This is a genomic window from Vibrio sp. 10N.247.310.23, from assembly GCF_041467155.1.
In the GTDB taxonomy this organism is placed as follows: Bacteria; Pseudomonadota; Gammaproteobacteria; order Enterobacterales; family Vibrionaceae; genus Vibrio; species Vibrio crassostreae_C.
The window spans coordinates 1-14,066 of record NZ_JBFSTZ010000018.1; the positions used below are offsets into that span (position 1 = coordinate 1).

15 protein-coding genes and 2 pseudogenes are annotated in these 14,066 nt (G+C 41.7%); 5 read left to right on the forward strand and 12 right to left on the reverse strand.

Annotated elements, in window-relative coordinates; genetic code table 11:
• Positions 1 to 326: 326 nt before the first annotated feature.
• On the forward strand, positions 327 to 749 hold the full coding sequence (locus AB6D93_RS14550; RefSeq protein ID WP_102333346.1) for a phage protein: 423 nt from the start codon (positions 327 to 329) through the stop codon (positions 747 to 749).
• An 80-nt stretch (positions 750 to 829) separates the two neighbouring features.
• On the opposite strand, the gene AB6D93_RS14555 is transcribed toward AB6D93_RS14550, so the two are convergent.
• The 4 genes and pseudogenes from AB6D93_RS14555 to AB6D93_RS14570 all read right to left on the reverse strand — a co-directional run.
• Entirely contained in the window at positions 830 to 1,129 is a 300-nt protein-coding gene (locus AB6D93_RS14555; protein WP_102333347.1) for a hypothetical protein, read from the reverse strand.
• Between the two features lie 2 nt (positions 1,130 to 1,131).
• Positions 1,132 to 1,767, reverse strand: coding sequence for a nucleotidyltransferase domain-containing protein (locus tag AB6D93_RS14560; protein WP_324295270.1), 636 nt, complete (start codon positions 1,765 to 1,767; stop codon positions 1,132 to 1,134).
• A 39-nt stretch (positions 1,768 to 1,806) separates the two neighbouring features.
• Positions 1,807 to 2,216: pseudogene (locus tag AB6D93_RS14565) on the reverse strand (hypothetical protein).
• A pseudogene (locus AB6D93_RS14570) lies at positions 2,213 to 2,461 on the reverse strand (M15 family metallopeptidase); the annotation flags it as partial. The pseudogenes AB6D93_RS14565 and AB6D93_RS14570, both read right to left, overlap by 4 nt.
• Before the next feature lie 244 nt (positions 2,462 to 2,705).
• Between AB6D93_RS14570 and AB6D93_RS14575 the strand changes: the two are divergent.
• Both AB6D93_RS14575 and AB6D93_RS14580 read left to right on the forward strand, forming a co-directional pair.
• Positions 2,706 to 3,380: a hypothetical protein gene (locus AB6D93_RS14575; RefSeq protein WP_102333349.1), complete on the forward strand. Its 675-nt coding sequence runs from the start codon at positions 2,706 to 2,708 to the stop codon at positions 3,378 to 3,380.
• A gap of 449 nt (positions 3,381 to 3,829) precedes the next feature.
• Positions 3,830 to 4,432 (forward strand): DUF2971 domain-containing protein, encoded by a 603-nt coding sequence (locus AB6D93_RS14580; RefSeq protein WP_102333350.1) that lies wholly within the window; start codon positions 3,830 to 3,832, stop codon positions 4,430 to 4,432.
• A 100-nt stretch (positions 4,433 to 4,532) separates the two neighbouring features.
• On the opposite strand, the gene AB6D93_RS14585 is transcribed toward AB6D93_RS14580, so the two are convergent.
• The 4 genes from AB6D93_RS14585 to matP form a co-directional block, all read right to left on the reverse strand.
• Positions 4,533 to 5,753 carry a hypothetical protein gene (locus AB6D93_RS14585; RefSeq protein WP_017066879.1) on the reverse strand — a complete coding sequence of 407 codons (1,221 nt, stop codon included), beginning with the start codon at positions 5,751 to 5,753 and terminating at the stop codon, positions 4,533 to 4,535.
• Positions 5,754 to 5,897: 144 nt separating this feature from the next.
• Positions 5,898 to 6,209 carry a hypothetical protein gene (locus AB6D93_RS14590; protein ID WP_017059671.1) on the reverse strand — a complete coding sequence of 104 codons (312 nt, stop codon included), beginning with the start codon at positions 6,207 to 6,209 and terminating at the stop codon, positions 5,898 to 5,900.
• A 105-nt stretch (positions 6,210 to 6,314) separates the two neighbouring features.
• The gene (locus AB6D93_RS14595; protein ID WP_017059672.1) at positions 6,315 to 6,623 is read right to left on the reverse strand and encodes a DUF3634 family protein; all 309 of its coding nucleotides are present in this window, start codon (positions 6,621 to 6,623) and stop codon (positions 6,315 to 6,317) included.
• A gap of 23 nt (positions 6,624 to 6,646) precedes the next feature.
• Positions 6,647 to 7,102 carry a macrodomain Ter protein MatP gene (gene matP, locus AB6D93_RS14600; protein WP_017059673.1) on the reverse strand — a complete coding sequence of 152 codons (456 nt, stop codon included), beginning with the start codon at positions 7,100 to 7,102 and terminating at the stop codon, positions 6,647 to 6,649.
• Between the two features lie 189 nt (positions 7,103 to 7,291).
• Between matP and AB6D93_RS14605 the strand changes: the two genes are divergently transcribed.
• Positions 7,292 to 8,944 (forward strand): Lon protease family protein, encoded by a 1,653-nt coding sequence (locus AB6D93_RS14605; RefSeq protein WP_048615970.1) that lies wholly within the window; start codon positions 7,292 to 7,294, stop codon positions 8,942 to 8,944.
• Positions 8,945 to 9,014: 70 nt separating this feature from the next.
• A complete protein-coding gene (fabA, locus tag AB6D93_RS14610) occupies positions 9,015 to 9,530 on the forward strand; it encodes a bifunctional 3-hydroxydecanoyl-ACP dehydratase/trans-2-decenoyl-ACP isomerase (RefSeq protein WP_017059675.1) in 516 nt (171 codons plus the stop codon).
• A gap of 252 nt (positions 9,531 to 9,782) precedes the next feature.
• Here the strand turns inward: fabA and rmf are convergent, their stop codons facing one another.
• From rmf to AB6D93_RS14630, 4 genes are all read right to left on the reverse strand, one after another.
• Positions 9,783 to 9,956, reverse strand: a complete 174-nt coding sequence (gene rmf / locus AB6D93_RS14615; protein ID WP_017059676.1) for a ribosome modulation factor — start codon at positions 9,954 to 9,956, stop codon at positions 9,783 to 9,785.
• A 161-nt stretch (positions 9,957 to 10,117) separates the two neighbouring features.
• Positions 10,118 to 11,887, reverse strand: coding sequence for a DUF3466 family protein (locus AB6D93_RS14620; protein WP_102333351.1), 1,770 nt, complete (start codon positions 11,885 to 11,887; stop codon positions 10,118 to 10,120).
• A gap of 9 nt (positions 11,888 to 11,896) precedes the next feature.
• Positions 11,897 to 13,813, reverse strand: coding sequence for an ABC transporter ATP-binding protein (locus AB6D93_RS14625; RefSeq protein ID WP_102333352.1), 1,917 nt, complete (start codon positions 13,811 to 13,813; stop codon positions 11,897 to 11,899).
• Positions 13,791 to 14,051, reverse strand: coding sequence for a glutaredoxin family protein (locus tag AB6D93_RS14630; RefSeq protein WP_019823251.1), 261 nt, complete (start codon positions 14,049 to 14,051; stop codon positions 13,791 to 13,793). Before AB6D93_RS14630 ends, AB6D93_RS14625 begins: the two co-directional genes overlap by 23 nt.
• Positions 14,052 to 14,066: the final 15 nt, after the last annotated feature.

The following is a 14,066-nucleotide window of genomic DNA, read 5'->3' on the forward strand; positions in this document are numbered from 1 at the left end:
ATTTCATTCAGGCTTGCAGCAAACCTCTCAACATAATTTAGACCCATAATACGCAGTCACTGTATGTGAAATCTGAGGGGTTTCAATGCCTTAGTCCTTGCAGATTTTGCACACGGCGCCGGACTAAGTCCTTAATGTCGTTGGTTTTATGGATTTTATCTGCACGTTTATGCATGTTGAGTTCAATATTGTTGGCTATACTTTGTTTTCGTGTCTCTGATTTTTGCGCTCACGTGTTGCCGTTTCCAGAGACTTTCTACTACAAACACACTTTATAAGGAGAAAAAAAACTTTGCGCGCTTGTCTTAATTTTTGAAGGAGATCACATGCTCACGCCACACTTTGCGGATCTCGTGCACGATCACTTTGGTGATATCCACGACGCCGCGGCCTTTTTTCACGTTCAACCAATCACAGTCCAACGATGGCTCTCAGGTGAAGTCCCTGTGAACCCGATGGCCGAAAAATTGATGAACATCCACGCTCGCGGTTACTTGCCGTTAGACTATCGTTGGAATGGATTTAAGGTGCACTTTGACCGTGCTACCTTGATCACGCCTGAACGACGCGAGTTTAATCCGAAAGAATTGCTCAGTTTTGCGTATTGGCGCGACGAACATCGTCAGCTCGTTGAACGCCACGGCCGAATTGATTCCCCAAAGTTTTACCCACCTAAAGAGCATCCTTTGCCATTTCGTGGCGGTCGTCGTATGCCAGCGAAGCCTTGGGTGCCTACCAAATTCAAATAACAACAACACCCACACGTGATAAATTTCTCGCTCTCCAAGGAGTAATTCTCGACATAATGTAAAGTTGTTGACTTGCCAGCCTATGCTAAGCGCTTCATTTCTTTATTTATTTCTGTAAAAATCAGTTCAACATCTTTCGGAAGTTTTTTGTAATCTTCAGTGATTTGTTCCTGACTTTTGTTAGCTAAAAAGAACAATTTCTTAGATGCTTGCATAATCAAATCCACATGTTTAGCTTTAGGGTCGATCAAATTAGCGGAGGTCCATCTTATTATTGACTTTTCGGTAAGACTAAAAAGAGGCTCTTTATATAAATTAAAACTATTCACGATTTTTACAGCATCACGCTGAGATTCAATTCTATTTTTAAATTCACTCATGATCACTTGATTCTACTTATTAAGGACTTCATCCATGTTTCTATCTGTGGGATGACTTCAATTGCGATATCGATTTGAGATTGAGTAAGGTTTTCCCCTACTCCTCTGGTGCATAATATTCTAGCTGATTCCAATATACTAAAAGCTTCTTTGTCTATATCTAAACTTGACGCCCCTAGATTACTGCTAGAGCGCCTCGAAAAATCTGGCTGATCTGAATATCCAAGGGAATAACATGTAGCAAAATTTCTAATTGAAAGAAAAATTGTCGAAAGATCGAAGACTAAGGACATTGATGATTCACATATTGAATCACGAGCTGAGTTAAAAATGTCATAAAACTTAAGACAATCAGCCTTACCACTATCATATAGGTTAGGTTTACCTAGCTCATGAAGAAAATTGGAGCCATCTTGCGAAAATACTAACTTCGACTCCAAATGTAAGTGCCATGCAAAAGGGTTCCCTTGCTCCCACAGTTCTTGGATTCGTTCATATGAATAAATGGAATAGTCCGAAGGGTTAACATGTTCTAATTGACCTTTTGCAACCATTAACATGTCAACATCAGAACCTAAGTCAATATCTCCCCGACACACGGAACCAAAAGCATAAATGTGCACAGCTTGAGACTCCACCTGTGATCAAAGCGATGATTAACGCATCGAGGTACTCCATCACTTCGTTTTCCATCGAGATGCGTAGTATTCAAGTAGGTATCGCAGCATGGCGCGCATGCCTAGCGTATCAACACAACAGCACCGACTACAAACCAATAAGGGTTAGGGATGTTCTGCAGTGCATTGAAGCCTTGTTCGACGTATGGCGCGTAATTAGGAATGAAAGACAAGATGAGAGGCACGAAGACGACTAACAGGATAAATTCATCCTTAAATCCCCTATCTCGAATGCTGATGTCATCAAGGTTACTGGCCTGCTCTTCGCCATTTTGTAATCGACGTACCCTCGCCTGATGCTTCTCATTTTCGAGTTCATCTTTACGCTTTAACGCCTCAGCTTTGTTTTGATTGAGCTGCTTATACGTCGCTACGCCACCGGTCACAAGATTCAATAATGCGCCAATCATGGGTACACCAAACGATTCAATTCAACATGTGGACCATCTCTAAGGCTTTTCCAGTCACCGCCCCAAATGATAGAGACATCAAGCTCCCTAGCCGCTTGTTTAAAGGCTTTGCTGATGGCTTCATAATACTTAAAGTCCCATGTCACCTTGCTATTTTCATCGTAAGCCACGAAATCAATCGCATGCCCGGATTGATGGCGACTTGGACGTTTGTGGCCGTCTAATTGGCTCAAGCCTTCCTGATAGAACTAATGTTGGTTGGTGTAGAGAACCTAGGTCATAAAGAGACATTTTCAGAACACTATAAAAGCCGATTGACATAAGTCGCACAGAGCTTGACTGAGAAACACCAAATACACGGCTTTTTTGCTCATCAAGCTAATCAAAATAACTGATTGGATAGTTAAAATAACCATTTTAAATCAATGATATAAAATTATTTGCAAGTTTCATCTATACTCCGCGCCTTTATTAAACGGAGCCCTAACTTTGCAAACAAACAATTATCAAAAACAAGCGATGATCTTATTTGCACTATTAACAATTGGGTCGGCTTTCGTTAACGCTTACGGAATGAACGCGACCATAGGTGAACAGCTCATAGCCTTCATTTCGTCGCTTATCAGTTATATTGTTATTGTCTCTCTGTTCTTAAGGTTCGCTAACGTAGACGTTATTAATTCCAAATATCGAACCTTGATTGGTGCAAGTTTTGTTTGCATAACCATCTTAGAGAATGTTTATCCTATGGTAATATTCAGCAGCCATGCACTTACTAGAGAGTACTATGTCATTTTTTCCATTAAGCTAGTCGTCAATAGCTATGTAGCGAACGTGATAGTTAATGAAATCAATGTACTTGGCCAGTTTTTAAAGGCACCACTATTAGATTCCATACTAATAAAGATCAAAGCACGTTTAGACTCAAAAGCGGATGCTAGTCGAGTATATAAAAAGCTATACCCTGTATTAGAGGTGCTTCTTGAGCAAGGCTATAGTTTTGATTCACAAGAAGTGAGTAGGATTGTCAACGTGTTGGGAGAACTGCCGGCATCAGGAACAAAACGAAAGAACTTCGCCAATTTATACTTAAGAGATGAAATCACTTTGCGTAAGTTGCCTCGTGATCCTTCATACTTCGACGGCCAAGCCCTTTGGCATTAAACTTCTTAAAAAAACACGCTCGATGTTCATGTGGTGGTTGATTTATAACTCGTTGAATTTGAGGGATTGATGTTTCTGTTAATAGCTATCTAATGGCAAGGAAAGATCTGAGCTTCGCCTTTTTATACAAAACTAATCAACTTAAACCTTATTCATAACTCCGTAATGGACAACATTCACCTCACAACTTTCAAATGCTGAAACTCAAGCAGTTAAGCCAAACATAAAAGTTACGTTGTATCTTATTTTCAACAAGCGAATGTTAGATTACTGTCGCTCAGCTGCCAGATAAACCACTTAAACAGGCTACTATTTCATGTTTAAATTTTGATCTATCAAACAGTTATATGAATATATTTGGTGATTAGGCAATCAAATGCTATGCACTCAGGTATCAGCTATGAATTAAAGTGTTAACATCAGGCAATTTTGTAAACTAGGTGTTTGATATGTTGCCTAAACTTTATAAGTTCAGATCCCTCCATGATAGAAACATACAGTCGATTGCCGAGTGTTCGCTGTGGTTCGATTATGCTAAAACTTTCAATAACCCTTTTGAATCTAACCACATATTCAAGAATGAACTTCAAAACAATTTCAAGGTTATGTGTTTTTCTCAATCCAGCGACCACCCTATACTATGGTCTCAGTATGGCGACAACTTTAAAGGTATGTGCATCGAGTATGACCTCAACTGCTATAACGGTGAGGCCAACCTCAACTGTTTCGAAGTCCAATACGAAGATGAGCCAAGCATGTTCCACTCAGCATCGTTGGGGGAATTGCAAGGAGCTGAATTGGGATCTGAAATGTTCAAGGTTAAGCACTCTAATTGGTGCTACGAAAAGGAATACCGCTGGGTATTACCTGATGACGAGATGATCGGAAATAAACTCTACCTTAATAGAGAGTGCCTAAGCTCGGTGATTCTGTCAGAGCACGCTCCTGCCGACAGGAAATTGAAAGTTCTGATGACTTGCCAGCGCCTTGGTATCCCTGTTAAACACGCAATAGCAAAGCAAGAGTCGTTTACCTTCGAAGTGGTCAGTTAAGTAGAGTGTAATCCTACTGTTTAGCGCCAAAACAAGACATTCACATAAAGTTACAGCGCAACAAAAAAGAGAGCGACATTAATGAGACTCTCTCTTTTTATTACATGTTCACCGTAAGCTTTCCCAATCCTTTATCTTGCATCTGCTCAATCGTCGCGATAGACATTTGAACAGTTGAAAACCAATAAGGTCGGTGCTTAACGTTAAATAGTTCACTATTATCTAACGCCTCGAAAACAGAATATTTTCTACCTTGAGCCAAAGCTGCACCATAAACCGTTCGCTCAAGTACTGGAATGTCATTCACTTCCTCTAGAAGTGCCCTCTTGATGAACTGATTTCCAGGGCTCCAATCTATAAATTCAACGAGGTTTTTTAGTAGCTTAAGCTCTAGCTGCTCGACCATTGATTCAAGAAACTGTGTGTTTGGCATCACCTCAGTACAAGCATAATATTCGTCATGCTTGTCACTTGCTTCACGATAACCAAGCATCGTTTTTACCAATGCGTCTTCAAACGTTGAAGAAAAGTGGTTACAAATTAAAAACAAAGGCAGAACTCTCAACACACCAAGTAAAATGCCTACGTTAGGATCTTTAACCGACGTTTCTTGAAGTCGAATTCGAGTCGCATTTGACGTCACGACCAAGTGTTGCCAAACCTTAGGTGTGATGTGTTTAATGTTGCCATCATTCCACTTAATCAGCTGTTGACTCATTAACAATGGGAACAATAAACGACAATTTTCTATTCCTATTTGTCGTGCTGCAACTTTTGGATCGAGAATTACCTTAGATTTCTTTCCATATTTATCTGCAAACTCTTGATTGGAAACAAACTCGATTAAACTTGAGCTCAATGGCCTACTTTTCGCGGATATTTCATGGAGTTTGGAAAAGTTTAAAGATGGCGAATACGCAACACTAGCGAACTGATTGTAATCGGGTAAGTCTGAAAACAACGAACTTATTAAGGTACCTTGAAGCTTCTCAAGCATTAGCGCAGAAGCGGCATTGCTGACATCATCGATAACGTATCGTAAGGTTTGTTGCTTCGCGTCGACTTTTTCACGATGAGCATTGACTCTATCCTGCTCGCAGCGCAATAAAATACGTTGATTGTGAGATATGCGGTCAGATTCATCAAATATGACACTATCACAATACCTATTTTCCAAACTTAGTAACGTGTCTACTGTAGATTGTGCGAGCTTATATTCAGGTGAGATTAACCATCGATTAAAGCGAGCTTCAACATTGATTGAGACCTTCCTTGAGATCTCAACTACTTCAGGGGTATAACTTTTATTTGCTAACAACAACCGTGACTTTCCTTTGCCGTAAATGCTCTTGTATCGGCATATCCTGCCTTTATAACAAAACTAATATTAATAGAAATTAGAGATTGGTTCACGAAATTGTTTCAATAAAATTAAGGATATTTAGTTATAGTGCGTTGAGAGTGGCTAGTGTGTGATATGTAGCCGGATATACTTTTCTGGAAAGCTGTATTTGAACCTTTTCTTCGTCGGTAGGTGTTTTTTCGCCTGCTTGCAAACTTTACTATCTCCAGACGTTCTCACCTTTTTGATTCTTGCATAACCTTTAGAGTGCTTCATCTCAATCATCAGATCGCAATAACCCTCGAAATCAACATTACTCTTGTTGAGCCCTTTCATGACGGTGACTTTTATCTTTTTAGCTACAGGATTAACCAATGCATCGTCGGGAAAAGCGACTGGGGATAAAAAACATAATAGTAATACTAGATATCTCATACTGCTCTCTCTTTGTTGAGGGTGAGAACAGTATGCGGAGATTTAAGAGAAATGAAGGATTAACTTAGTATGAGGATTGACCAGCTAACGCGTAACTCTCAACGATTACGCTTTCTTTGAGCCTTTAGACTTAAAACCATTATGCGGGAACACGTTACGAATACGTTGCTGTACGTTTTTAGGAACATCTTTAGTGAACTTGAGATTGTAACCAGAACGTTTTGCATACACTTTTAGCTCGCCTTTAAAGGTATTGTTATGACCAATCTCTTGAAGGTTGTGCTTAAAGCTCGGTGGAAGATGCCCTTTAACTTGTTCGATCGCCCCGTCGCTAAATTTAATTTTCAATACCGGTCGGTCGACTGCTACTAACCAAAAAACTAATACCGCACCGATTAAGATTACGTACATCATAATGTCACCACTACTGTTGATGGTTATTTATCGTCAGAAAGGAGCTTGCTTAAGTCTTCTTTGAGGCTAGTCACCGTCTTGCTGGCCTGCTCACTACGAGACGCTTCGCTAACCAAATACTCGATGGCATCTGAGAGCGTACAACCTAGCTCGTTCGCACGTTGAGATAGCTTTTCCCATACACGGTAATCAAGGTCGATTGATTTCTTCTTTGTATGAACTTGTTCAGCATTGAAGTGGCGTTTTCGCTTAGCTCTGATCGCTTGTTTAAGCTTGTTATCGAGCTCAGGAGACATGTTGTTAGATATCCACTCAAGGACACCTGTAGGTTGGTGTTCAAGCTTCAATAAGGCTTTAACAGCAACGTCAGCTTCACTTGAATCTATGTGGCAGGTGATCGACTCGCCTTCTTTCCATTTTTTGACCAGATAGTTCCATTTCCAACCACATTCCAAGTTTTCAAGTTGCTGATATTTCATGTCTAATCTCGAGAGTTAATCCTAGTGACAGCGTAACCCAAAATAGGCTATTTAACAATTATGATCTTGAAAGAATAGACCAAGATCATACTTATATTAGCTTAGTGATTAGTAACTACAACATAGAGCTACAAGCGAGATCGGTTTTTCTATATACTCCCTACCTCATTATCATAATCAGAAACTTAAATGACTCAAGTAGATTGGCGACATGTTACGCCTCAGTACGACGAATATAGCGCTCAATTAGAGCAATTCCCTGACATCTCGCCTTTCCCGTTTTCAGATATTCAACATAGATTCAAAGATGCGTTAACCCGCTTTGTCCGTTTGTCTAACCTTTCGCGTGTTTTACTTGTAAACGCTCCAGACAATTCGATCTATCGTCAAATGATTGTTGAATCTCTAGTCACTGCTTTAGATGATCACACTCTACCGGTTATAAAAACTGAGTCTTTAAATGCTGTCTCTCTGTTTGACCAAGTTCAGTCAAAAGACGGTAAGGTTGTAGCGACAAAGCCCGGCCTACTGGCTAGAGCAAACAACGGCTATCTGATCGTTTCAGCAAACTTGATCTTGGCAAACCCTGGAAGCTGGTTACTACTTAAATCAGCACTGCTTGGTGAAGCCGTAGAACCAATCAGCAGCAATCCAGAGCACTTGAACCAATCCCCGACTTTGCCTTTGACTTACAACATTAAGTTGATTGTTGTTGGAGACAGAGCTCAACTAGGTGACCTTGATTACCTGGACAGCGATATTCAAACCGGTTTTTGCCTATTTAGCGAAATTGAACAAGATATCAAGCTCTCTGAAGAGACTTTGACTCAATATCTTGGTTACCTTAAGTGGCTTCAACAACGCTATGAATTGCCAACCATCACGCAACAAGCGTTGACGGGCATTCTTACTGCCGGAGCAAGAGAAACGGAAGATCAAAGCTATATTCCATTATGCCCTATTTGGCACAATGCATTATTGAACGAAGCTCTGATTGAAGCCGACAATGGTGAGATTGATATTCACCATATCCAACAAGCTCAACAGCACAAATATAACCGCGAATCTTACCTACCAGAACGCGCCCTTGATGATATTCGAGATGGCCAAGTCATTATCGAAACCGAGGGCGAACAAGTTGGTCAAGTTAATGGTCTGACGGTTATCGATGTTCCAGGACACCCGATCTCTTATGGTGAACCTGCACGAATTTCCTGCGTTATTCACTTTGGTGATGGGGATATTGCCGACGTTGAGCGCAAAGCCGAGTTGGGTGGTAATCTTCATGCTAAAGGTATGATGATCATGCAAGCATTTGTGAGCAGCGCACTAAACCTTGAAGATCCGTTGCCATACGCTGCTTCTGTTGTGTTTGAGCAATCGTATTGCGAAGTAGACGGCGATAGTGCTTCTCTTGCTGAGCTTTGTTCTCTGGTGAGTGCTTTGTCTGAATACCCTATCAATCAACAAATTGCGGTTACAGGTGCAGTTGACCAATTTGGACGTGTGCAAGCTGTTGGCGGGCTAAACGAGAAAATCGAAGGCTTCTACCATGTGTGTAAGCACAACGGCTTAACAGGCGAACAAGGTGTGATCCTTCCAAGATCGAACTTAAGGCATCTTGCACTAAAGCCTGACCTTATTGAAAGCATTAAGAATGAAGAATTCCATATTTGGTCTGTGTCTAATGTAGACGAAGCAATTCCTCTCATTATGAACAAACCATTTAGAGACGATGAACAAGAAAGCGTTCTGAGTAAAATCGCGGAACGTATTGAAAACTTTGAAAGACATGAGCACCCTATTGGAATCGTTGGACGCATTAAAAACTGGTTTGTCTAGTACTGATCGGACTTGTTTAGCGTACACCTGTTTACTAATATGCACCTATCAAAAATCGGAGTAATTGATAATGCAAAACAAACGTGATTCTTACACTCGCGAAGAGCTTCTAGCATCAAGCCAAGGCGAACTATGGCCACAAGGCCCTCAACTACCAGCACCGAACATGCTAATGATGGATCGCATCACTAAGATGTCTGAAACTGAAGGTGATTACGGTAAAGGTTTAGTTCTTGCTGAGCTGGATATTACTCCTGACCTATGGTTCTTCGATTGTCACTTCCCAGGTGACCCTGTAATGCCTGGTTGTCTAGGCCTTGACGCAATGTGGCAGCTGGTTGGTTTCTACCTTGGTTGGGTTGGCGGCGAAGGTAAAGGTCGTGCTCTAGGGGTTGGCGAAGTGAAATTCACTGGTCAAATTCTGCCTACAGCGAAAAAAGTAACTTACGAGATCCACATGAAGCGTGTTGTTAACCGTCGTCTAGTTATGGGCCTTGCGGATGGTCGCGTACTTGTTGATGGTAAAGAGATCTACGTTGCTAAAGATTTGAAAGTTGGCCTTTTCCAAGATACGTCAGCATTCTAATCTAATAGTTAGATTTTTAGTAAAGCAGCCCATGGCTGCTTTATTTTCGTTCCAATAAATTTAGTTATAGTGCATTAAAGTATCCCGTATTAAGCTTGAAACAGGATAAATCCACCAGCGATACGCTTATGATAGCGAAACTAGAATGCTACATAGCTCTGGGAGTCTTTGTGTTGTTCTGAAACTAACAAGGCTCCAGCCGTTGTAATCAACAGACAATGGAGCCCTGACCTTGAATTCTTTACGCCCTATCTACTTATAGAGACCTGATTGCTTGTCATCTTTGGCGTCACGCCATCCACCTAACCAATAAGACCGAGAATCCATTTGGCTATATGGGCAAGCTTCTTGCGACCGTCCATTTAAACCAGCCTTGTAGCCTTGAGATTGTGCTCGTTCTAGTCGATCACGCTTTTGTCTCTTCATAGTGCAGTCCTCATACGGGTGTTACATTTACTAACATACAATGATTACAACTTTACGGAGTTTTTGTGACTCCAACTTTAAGAATCGAACAATTTTTTACTTTTCTCAAGGCGAAAAAAAGCCCGAATTCAGAAATGTGAACTCGGGCTCAAGAGATAAAATTATTTAAATTTTCTACGGAACCCTAATAGACCAAGAACAGTCAAAGTTAACCAACCTAGACTACCACCTTGACGATCAACTTTTTCTGAGTCGGCACTACGAGTTTGAATATCATCTTTAGTCGCACCTGCAATTGGAACCAGTTTAACCGCAACAACCTCTTCTACCGCATTAGATGACGCACCGGCACAGTATGAGTTATGAGACGTTGTATCGTAGGCTTGTTCCTTATCTCCTCTACCATCTCCATCTGTATCAAGCATGCATTTAATAGCTGTCGCAGAAATCACACCGGCATCATTAATATCTGTCGCATCAATGATACGGAAATAGTTATTAGCGTCAGAGTAATCTTGCCCATCTGCGTTTGCACCGTTTGTTAGATCATCTATCCACCAAGCTTGGCCATTAAAGATGTCTACACGACGCTCATCTTTCGAGGAGTCGACATTGTATGGGTAGATAAAGCCTCTATGTCTACGCTCACTGCCATCAACCTCACGAGTGGTTTCTGCATCTATTTGACCGACAAACTCATTGAAGTTGTTAACGGCTTTAGCTTCACCACTTGAGCCACCAAAGAAGATACCACCAGACAGGTATGTTGCCGTCGGAGTCACTGCAGATGCATCCGTAACAACGAAAATCTTGTTACCTGCACTACCGCTCTCTGGTACATAACCATTACGCTTAGAATAACCCACAGCAAACAAGTTATCGTTGATGTCAGTAGCAACGGAGTTACTGTATCTCGCATCATCGTTAGATGAACCAGACTTAACCTCTGCACCGCTGATAAACTTGTTATCCCAGGTTACTGTCGATAAATCGACATCGTTCGTAAAATCAATCTGGCTACTAACAAAAATGTTCGCATTCATATCACGCAAATCACCATTTCCGTTAACTGTATTATAACCAACGCCATAGAAATGATTGTTTACTTCTGTTATCCCTCTCATGCTGCCCTGTGAAAAATACTGATCTTCTCTAGCAGAAACACTATTTCCCCAATCAAGTTTCTTAGTGTAAGAGGCGTCCCAAATGGCAGCTTTAGAAGCAAACGCCTTATCTGGTTTAGAAGTATCTGTCGGCTCAAACTCCTCAGATACGCTACCTATATTATAAACAGTACCGTTGCTTGCAGTTAGCGCTTTCCATGCTCGAGTTTCTGAAGTGCCAGTAGGCGCAGCTGTCGTCGTAAACAACGCATTATTACGGATACCACCTTCAGATTTAACGCCAACAGGTTTAGCATCGTCATCTAAAGAATTGATTACCGTATTGCGAGTTTCAAAAGTATCCCCACCTTCAACAAACGCTTTCGCATTTACGTGAGTAAGGTCATTTCTTTCCTTACTCCAAGTGTCATTCCAACGGTTTTCAGCCCAACTTTCACATGTAGAATATCTCAGCTCTCGATAACAATAGTTTTCGAAATCATCACGCTCTTGAATGTACTGAAATGGTGCATCCATTGCGAATGGTACTTCTTCACGATAACTTACCGCTTCAAGCGTATCGCGAGTCTCACCAGCAAGTTTAAATGCACTATCGGTACAGTTGGTTGCAGCTGAATCGAAGCAACCTAACGCAAGCTCATTCGTTCCGTCTGTCGCAACACCAGGTTGAATCGCCACACCATAGATTTCAGAGGCACCTGTAATTGAAGGAGTGACTTCAACGACCTTGTAAAGCGCTGCGTTAGCATGAGTTGCCGCCAAAACTAGGGCTGCAACTGTAGTTAATTTAAATTTAGTACAAGTCATTATTACTTCTTAACTTTCCTGTTGTAGTGCCTCGAGCTCTTCCCAGCGCTCAAAAGCAACTTCAAGCTCCTGCTCTGCTGCAGATAGCTTATCTAATACTGGTTGTGTCTGCTCTACAGATTTCGAAAAGAAGCTTGGATCGTTGACTTCTTCCTGAAGAGTTTCAATTTGAGTTTCCAATTCTTCTAAACGCATTGGTAGCGCTTCTAGTTCTCGTTGTAGCTTATACGATAACTTCTTAGGTTTAGCCTTAACTGGCGCAGTTTTGGGAGTTTCCTCAACTACTTTCTCAGGCTTTGATGGCTTTTCAACCTGTCGGTACTCTAATGCTTGCTTTCTTTGCTGTTGAGCATCGTGATAGCCACCAACAAATTCTTCAATCACACCGTTACCTTCGAAGATCCAACTTGTCATAACCGTGTTATCAACAAACTGACGATCGTGGCTTACTAAAAGAAGCGTACCCTGATAGTTGGCAAGCAAATCTTCTAAAAGTTCCAAAGTTTCGATATCTAGATCGTTGGTTGGCTCATCGAGAATCAGCAAGTTGTTCGATTTGAGGAAAATACGAGCTAATAACAGACGGTTTTTCTCACCACCAGACAGCGCTTTAACAGGAGTACGAGCACGTTTAGGCGAGAATAAGAAATCTTGTAAGTAGCTAAGCGCATGACGCTCACGACCGCCTACTGTGACTTCTTGCTTACCATCCGCTAGGTTATCAATTACAGACTTCTCAGGGTCAAGGATCTCGCGGTATTGGTCAAAGTACGCCACTTCAAGTTTCGTACCGCAATGCAGACGACCTGAATCAGGTTTTAACTGGTCAAGTAGCAACTTAAGAACGGTACTCTTACCACAACCATTCGGGCCGATAAGAGCGATACGATCACCACGCATGATGTTGAAGCTGAAGTCCTTAACAATTTCTTTGCCTTCAAAGCCAAAGTTAAGATTCTCAGCTTCAAATACAATCTTGCCTGAACGCTGGCCATCGTCGATTTGGATAATCGCTTTGCCCTGCACTTCACGACGGTTCAAACGTTCTTCACGTAGCTTCTTAAGCGCACGTACGCGACCTTCGTTACGAGTTCTACGAGCTTTAATGCCCTGACGAATCCATACTTCTTCTTGAGCAAGCTTCTTATCGAATTCAGCGTTTTGCATCTCTTCGACACGTAACGCTTCTTCTTTATCTAATAGGTAGTTTTCGTAATCGCCAGGGAACGAGCTCAACTTACCACGGTCAAGATCAACAATGCGTGTTGCCATCGATTTAATGAACGCACGGTCATGCGAGATAAAGATGATTGAACCACGGAAGTCTTTGAGGAAGCCTTCTAACCATTCGATTGTCGCAACATCCAAGTGGTTGGTCGGTTCGTCGAGTAGAAGCACGTCTGGGTCACATACAAGCGCACGAGCAAGCGCCGCTTTACGCTGCCAACCACCAGATAAATCAGTCAGTTTTGTTTCAGCCGTGAGTTTAAGCGCAGCCATTACGTTACTTACGCGATCTTCAAAGCGCCAGGCGTTCGCATGATCCAGTTGCTCTTGAACGCGAGTAAGGCGGTTTAGGTTCTTTTCACTCGGGTCAGTACCGATGAGATCCAGAAGATCATGGTAGATCTTCAGCTGTTCGCCGATTTCCGCTAAACCACCAGCAACGTAATCATAAACGGTGCCTTCTTCATTACGCGGTGGATCTTGCTCAAGGCGAGATACAACCACATCTTGTGTGATTTGCATCTTGCCGTCGTCCATAATGATGTTCCCAGACAGGATTTTCATCAATGTCGACTTACCAGCGCCATTGCGCCCTACTAAACATACACGTTCGTTTTCTTGCAGCACGAAGTCCGCACGATCTAATAATGGGTGATCACCAAACGCTAATTGCCCATTATGAATTGTAAGTAATGCCATTCTTCTTTAACCAATCATTAAGTTCTAACAAGCCAAATGGCCAGTTAAGCTCTGAGCTTTGAGAAAGGTCAGAGCTTTCAAATTTGAGCACCGGAATAGTGACCCCGTAACGGGAAAAGAGCTCATCATCAAATGCAATGTCAACAACGTTGACGTGATGGCTAATGTTTAACTGTTCCGTGAGTTGGAATGCCATCTCACATAGATGGCACCCTTCTGTACTGTAGAGAGTCAGCACTATATATCCTTATAC

Coding starts and splice junctions, on each gene's coding strand:
- AB6D93_RS14550 (WP_102333346.1), top strand. CDS start 327: ATGCTCACGCCACACTTTGCGGATCTCGTGCACGATCACTTTGGTGAT.
- AB6D93_RS14555 (WP_102333347.1), bottom strand. CDS start 1,129: ATGAGTGAATTTAAAAATAGAATTGAATCTCAGCGTGATGCTGTAAAA.
- AB6D93_RS14580 (WP_102333350.1), top strand. CDS start 3,830: ATGTTGCCTAAACTTTATAAGTTCAGATCCCTCCATGATAGAAACATA.
- AB6D93_RS14590 (WP_017059671.1), bottom strand. CDS start 6,209: ATGAGATATCTAGTATTACTATTATGTTTTTTATCCCCAGTCGCTTTT.
- AB6D93_RS14595 (WP_017059672.1), bottom strand. CDS start 6,623: ATGATGTACGTAATCTTAATCGGTGCGGTATTAGTTTTTTGGTTAGTA.
- matP (WP_017059673.1), bottom strand. CDS start 7,102: ATGAAATATCAGCAACTTGAAAACTTGGAATGTGGTTGGAAATGGAAC.
- AB6D93_RS14605 (WP_048615970.1), top strand. CDS start 7,292: ATGACTCAAGTAGATTGGCGACATGTTACGCCTCAGTACGACGAATAT.
- fabA (WP_017059675.1), top strand. CDS start 9,015: ATGCAAAACAAACGTGATTCTTACACTCGCGAAGAGCTTCTAGCATCA.
- rmf (WP_017059676.1), bottom strand. CDS start 9,956: ATGAAGAGACAAAAGCGTGATCGACTAGAACGAGCACAATCTCAAGGC.
- AB6D93_RS14620 (WP_102333351.1), bottom strand. CDS start 11,887: ATGACTTGTACTAAATTTAAATTAACTACAGTTGCAGCCCTAGTTTTG.
- AB6D93_RS14625 (WP_102333352.1), bottom strand. CDS start 13,813: ATGGCATTACTTACAATTCATAATGGGCAATTAGCGTTTGGTGATCAC.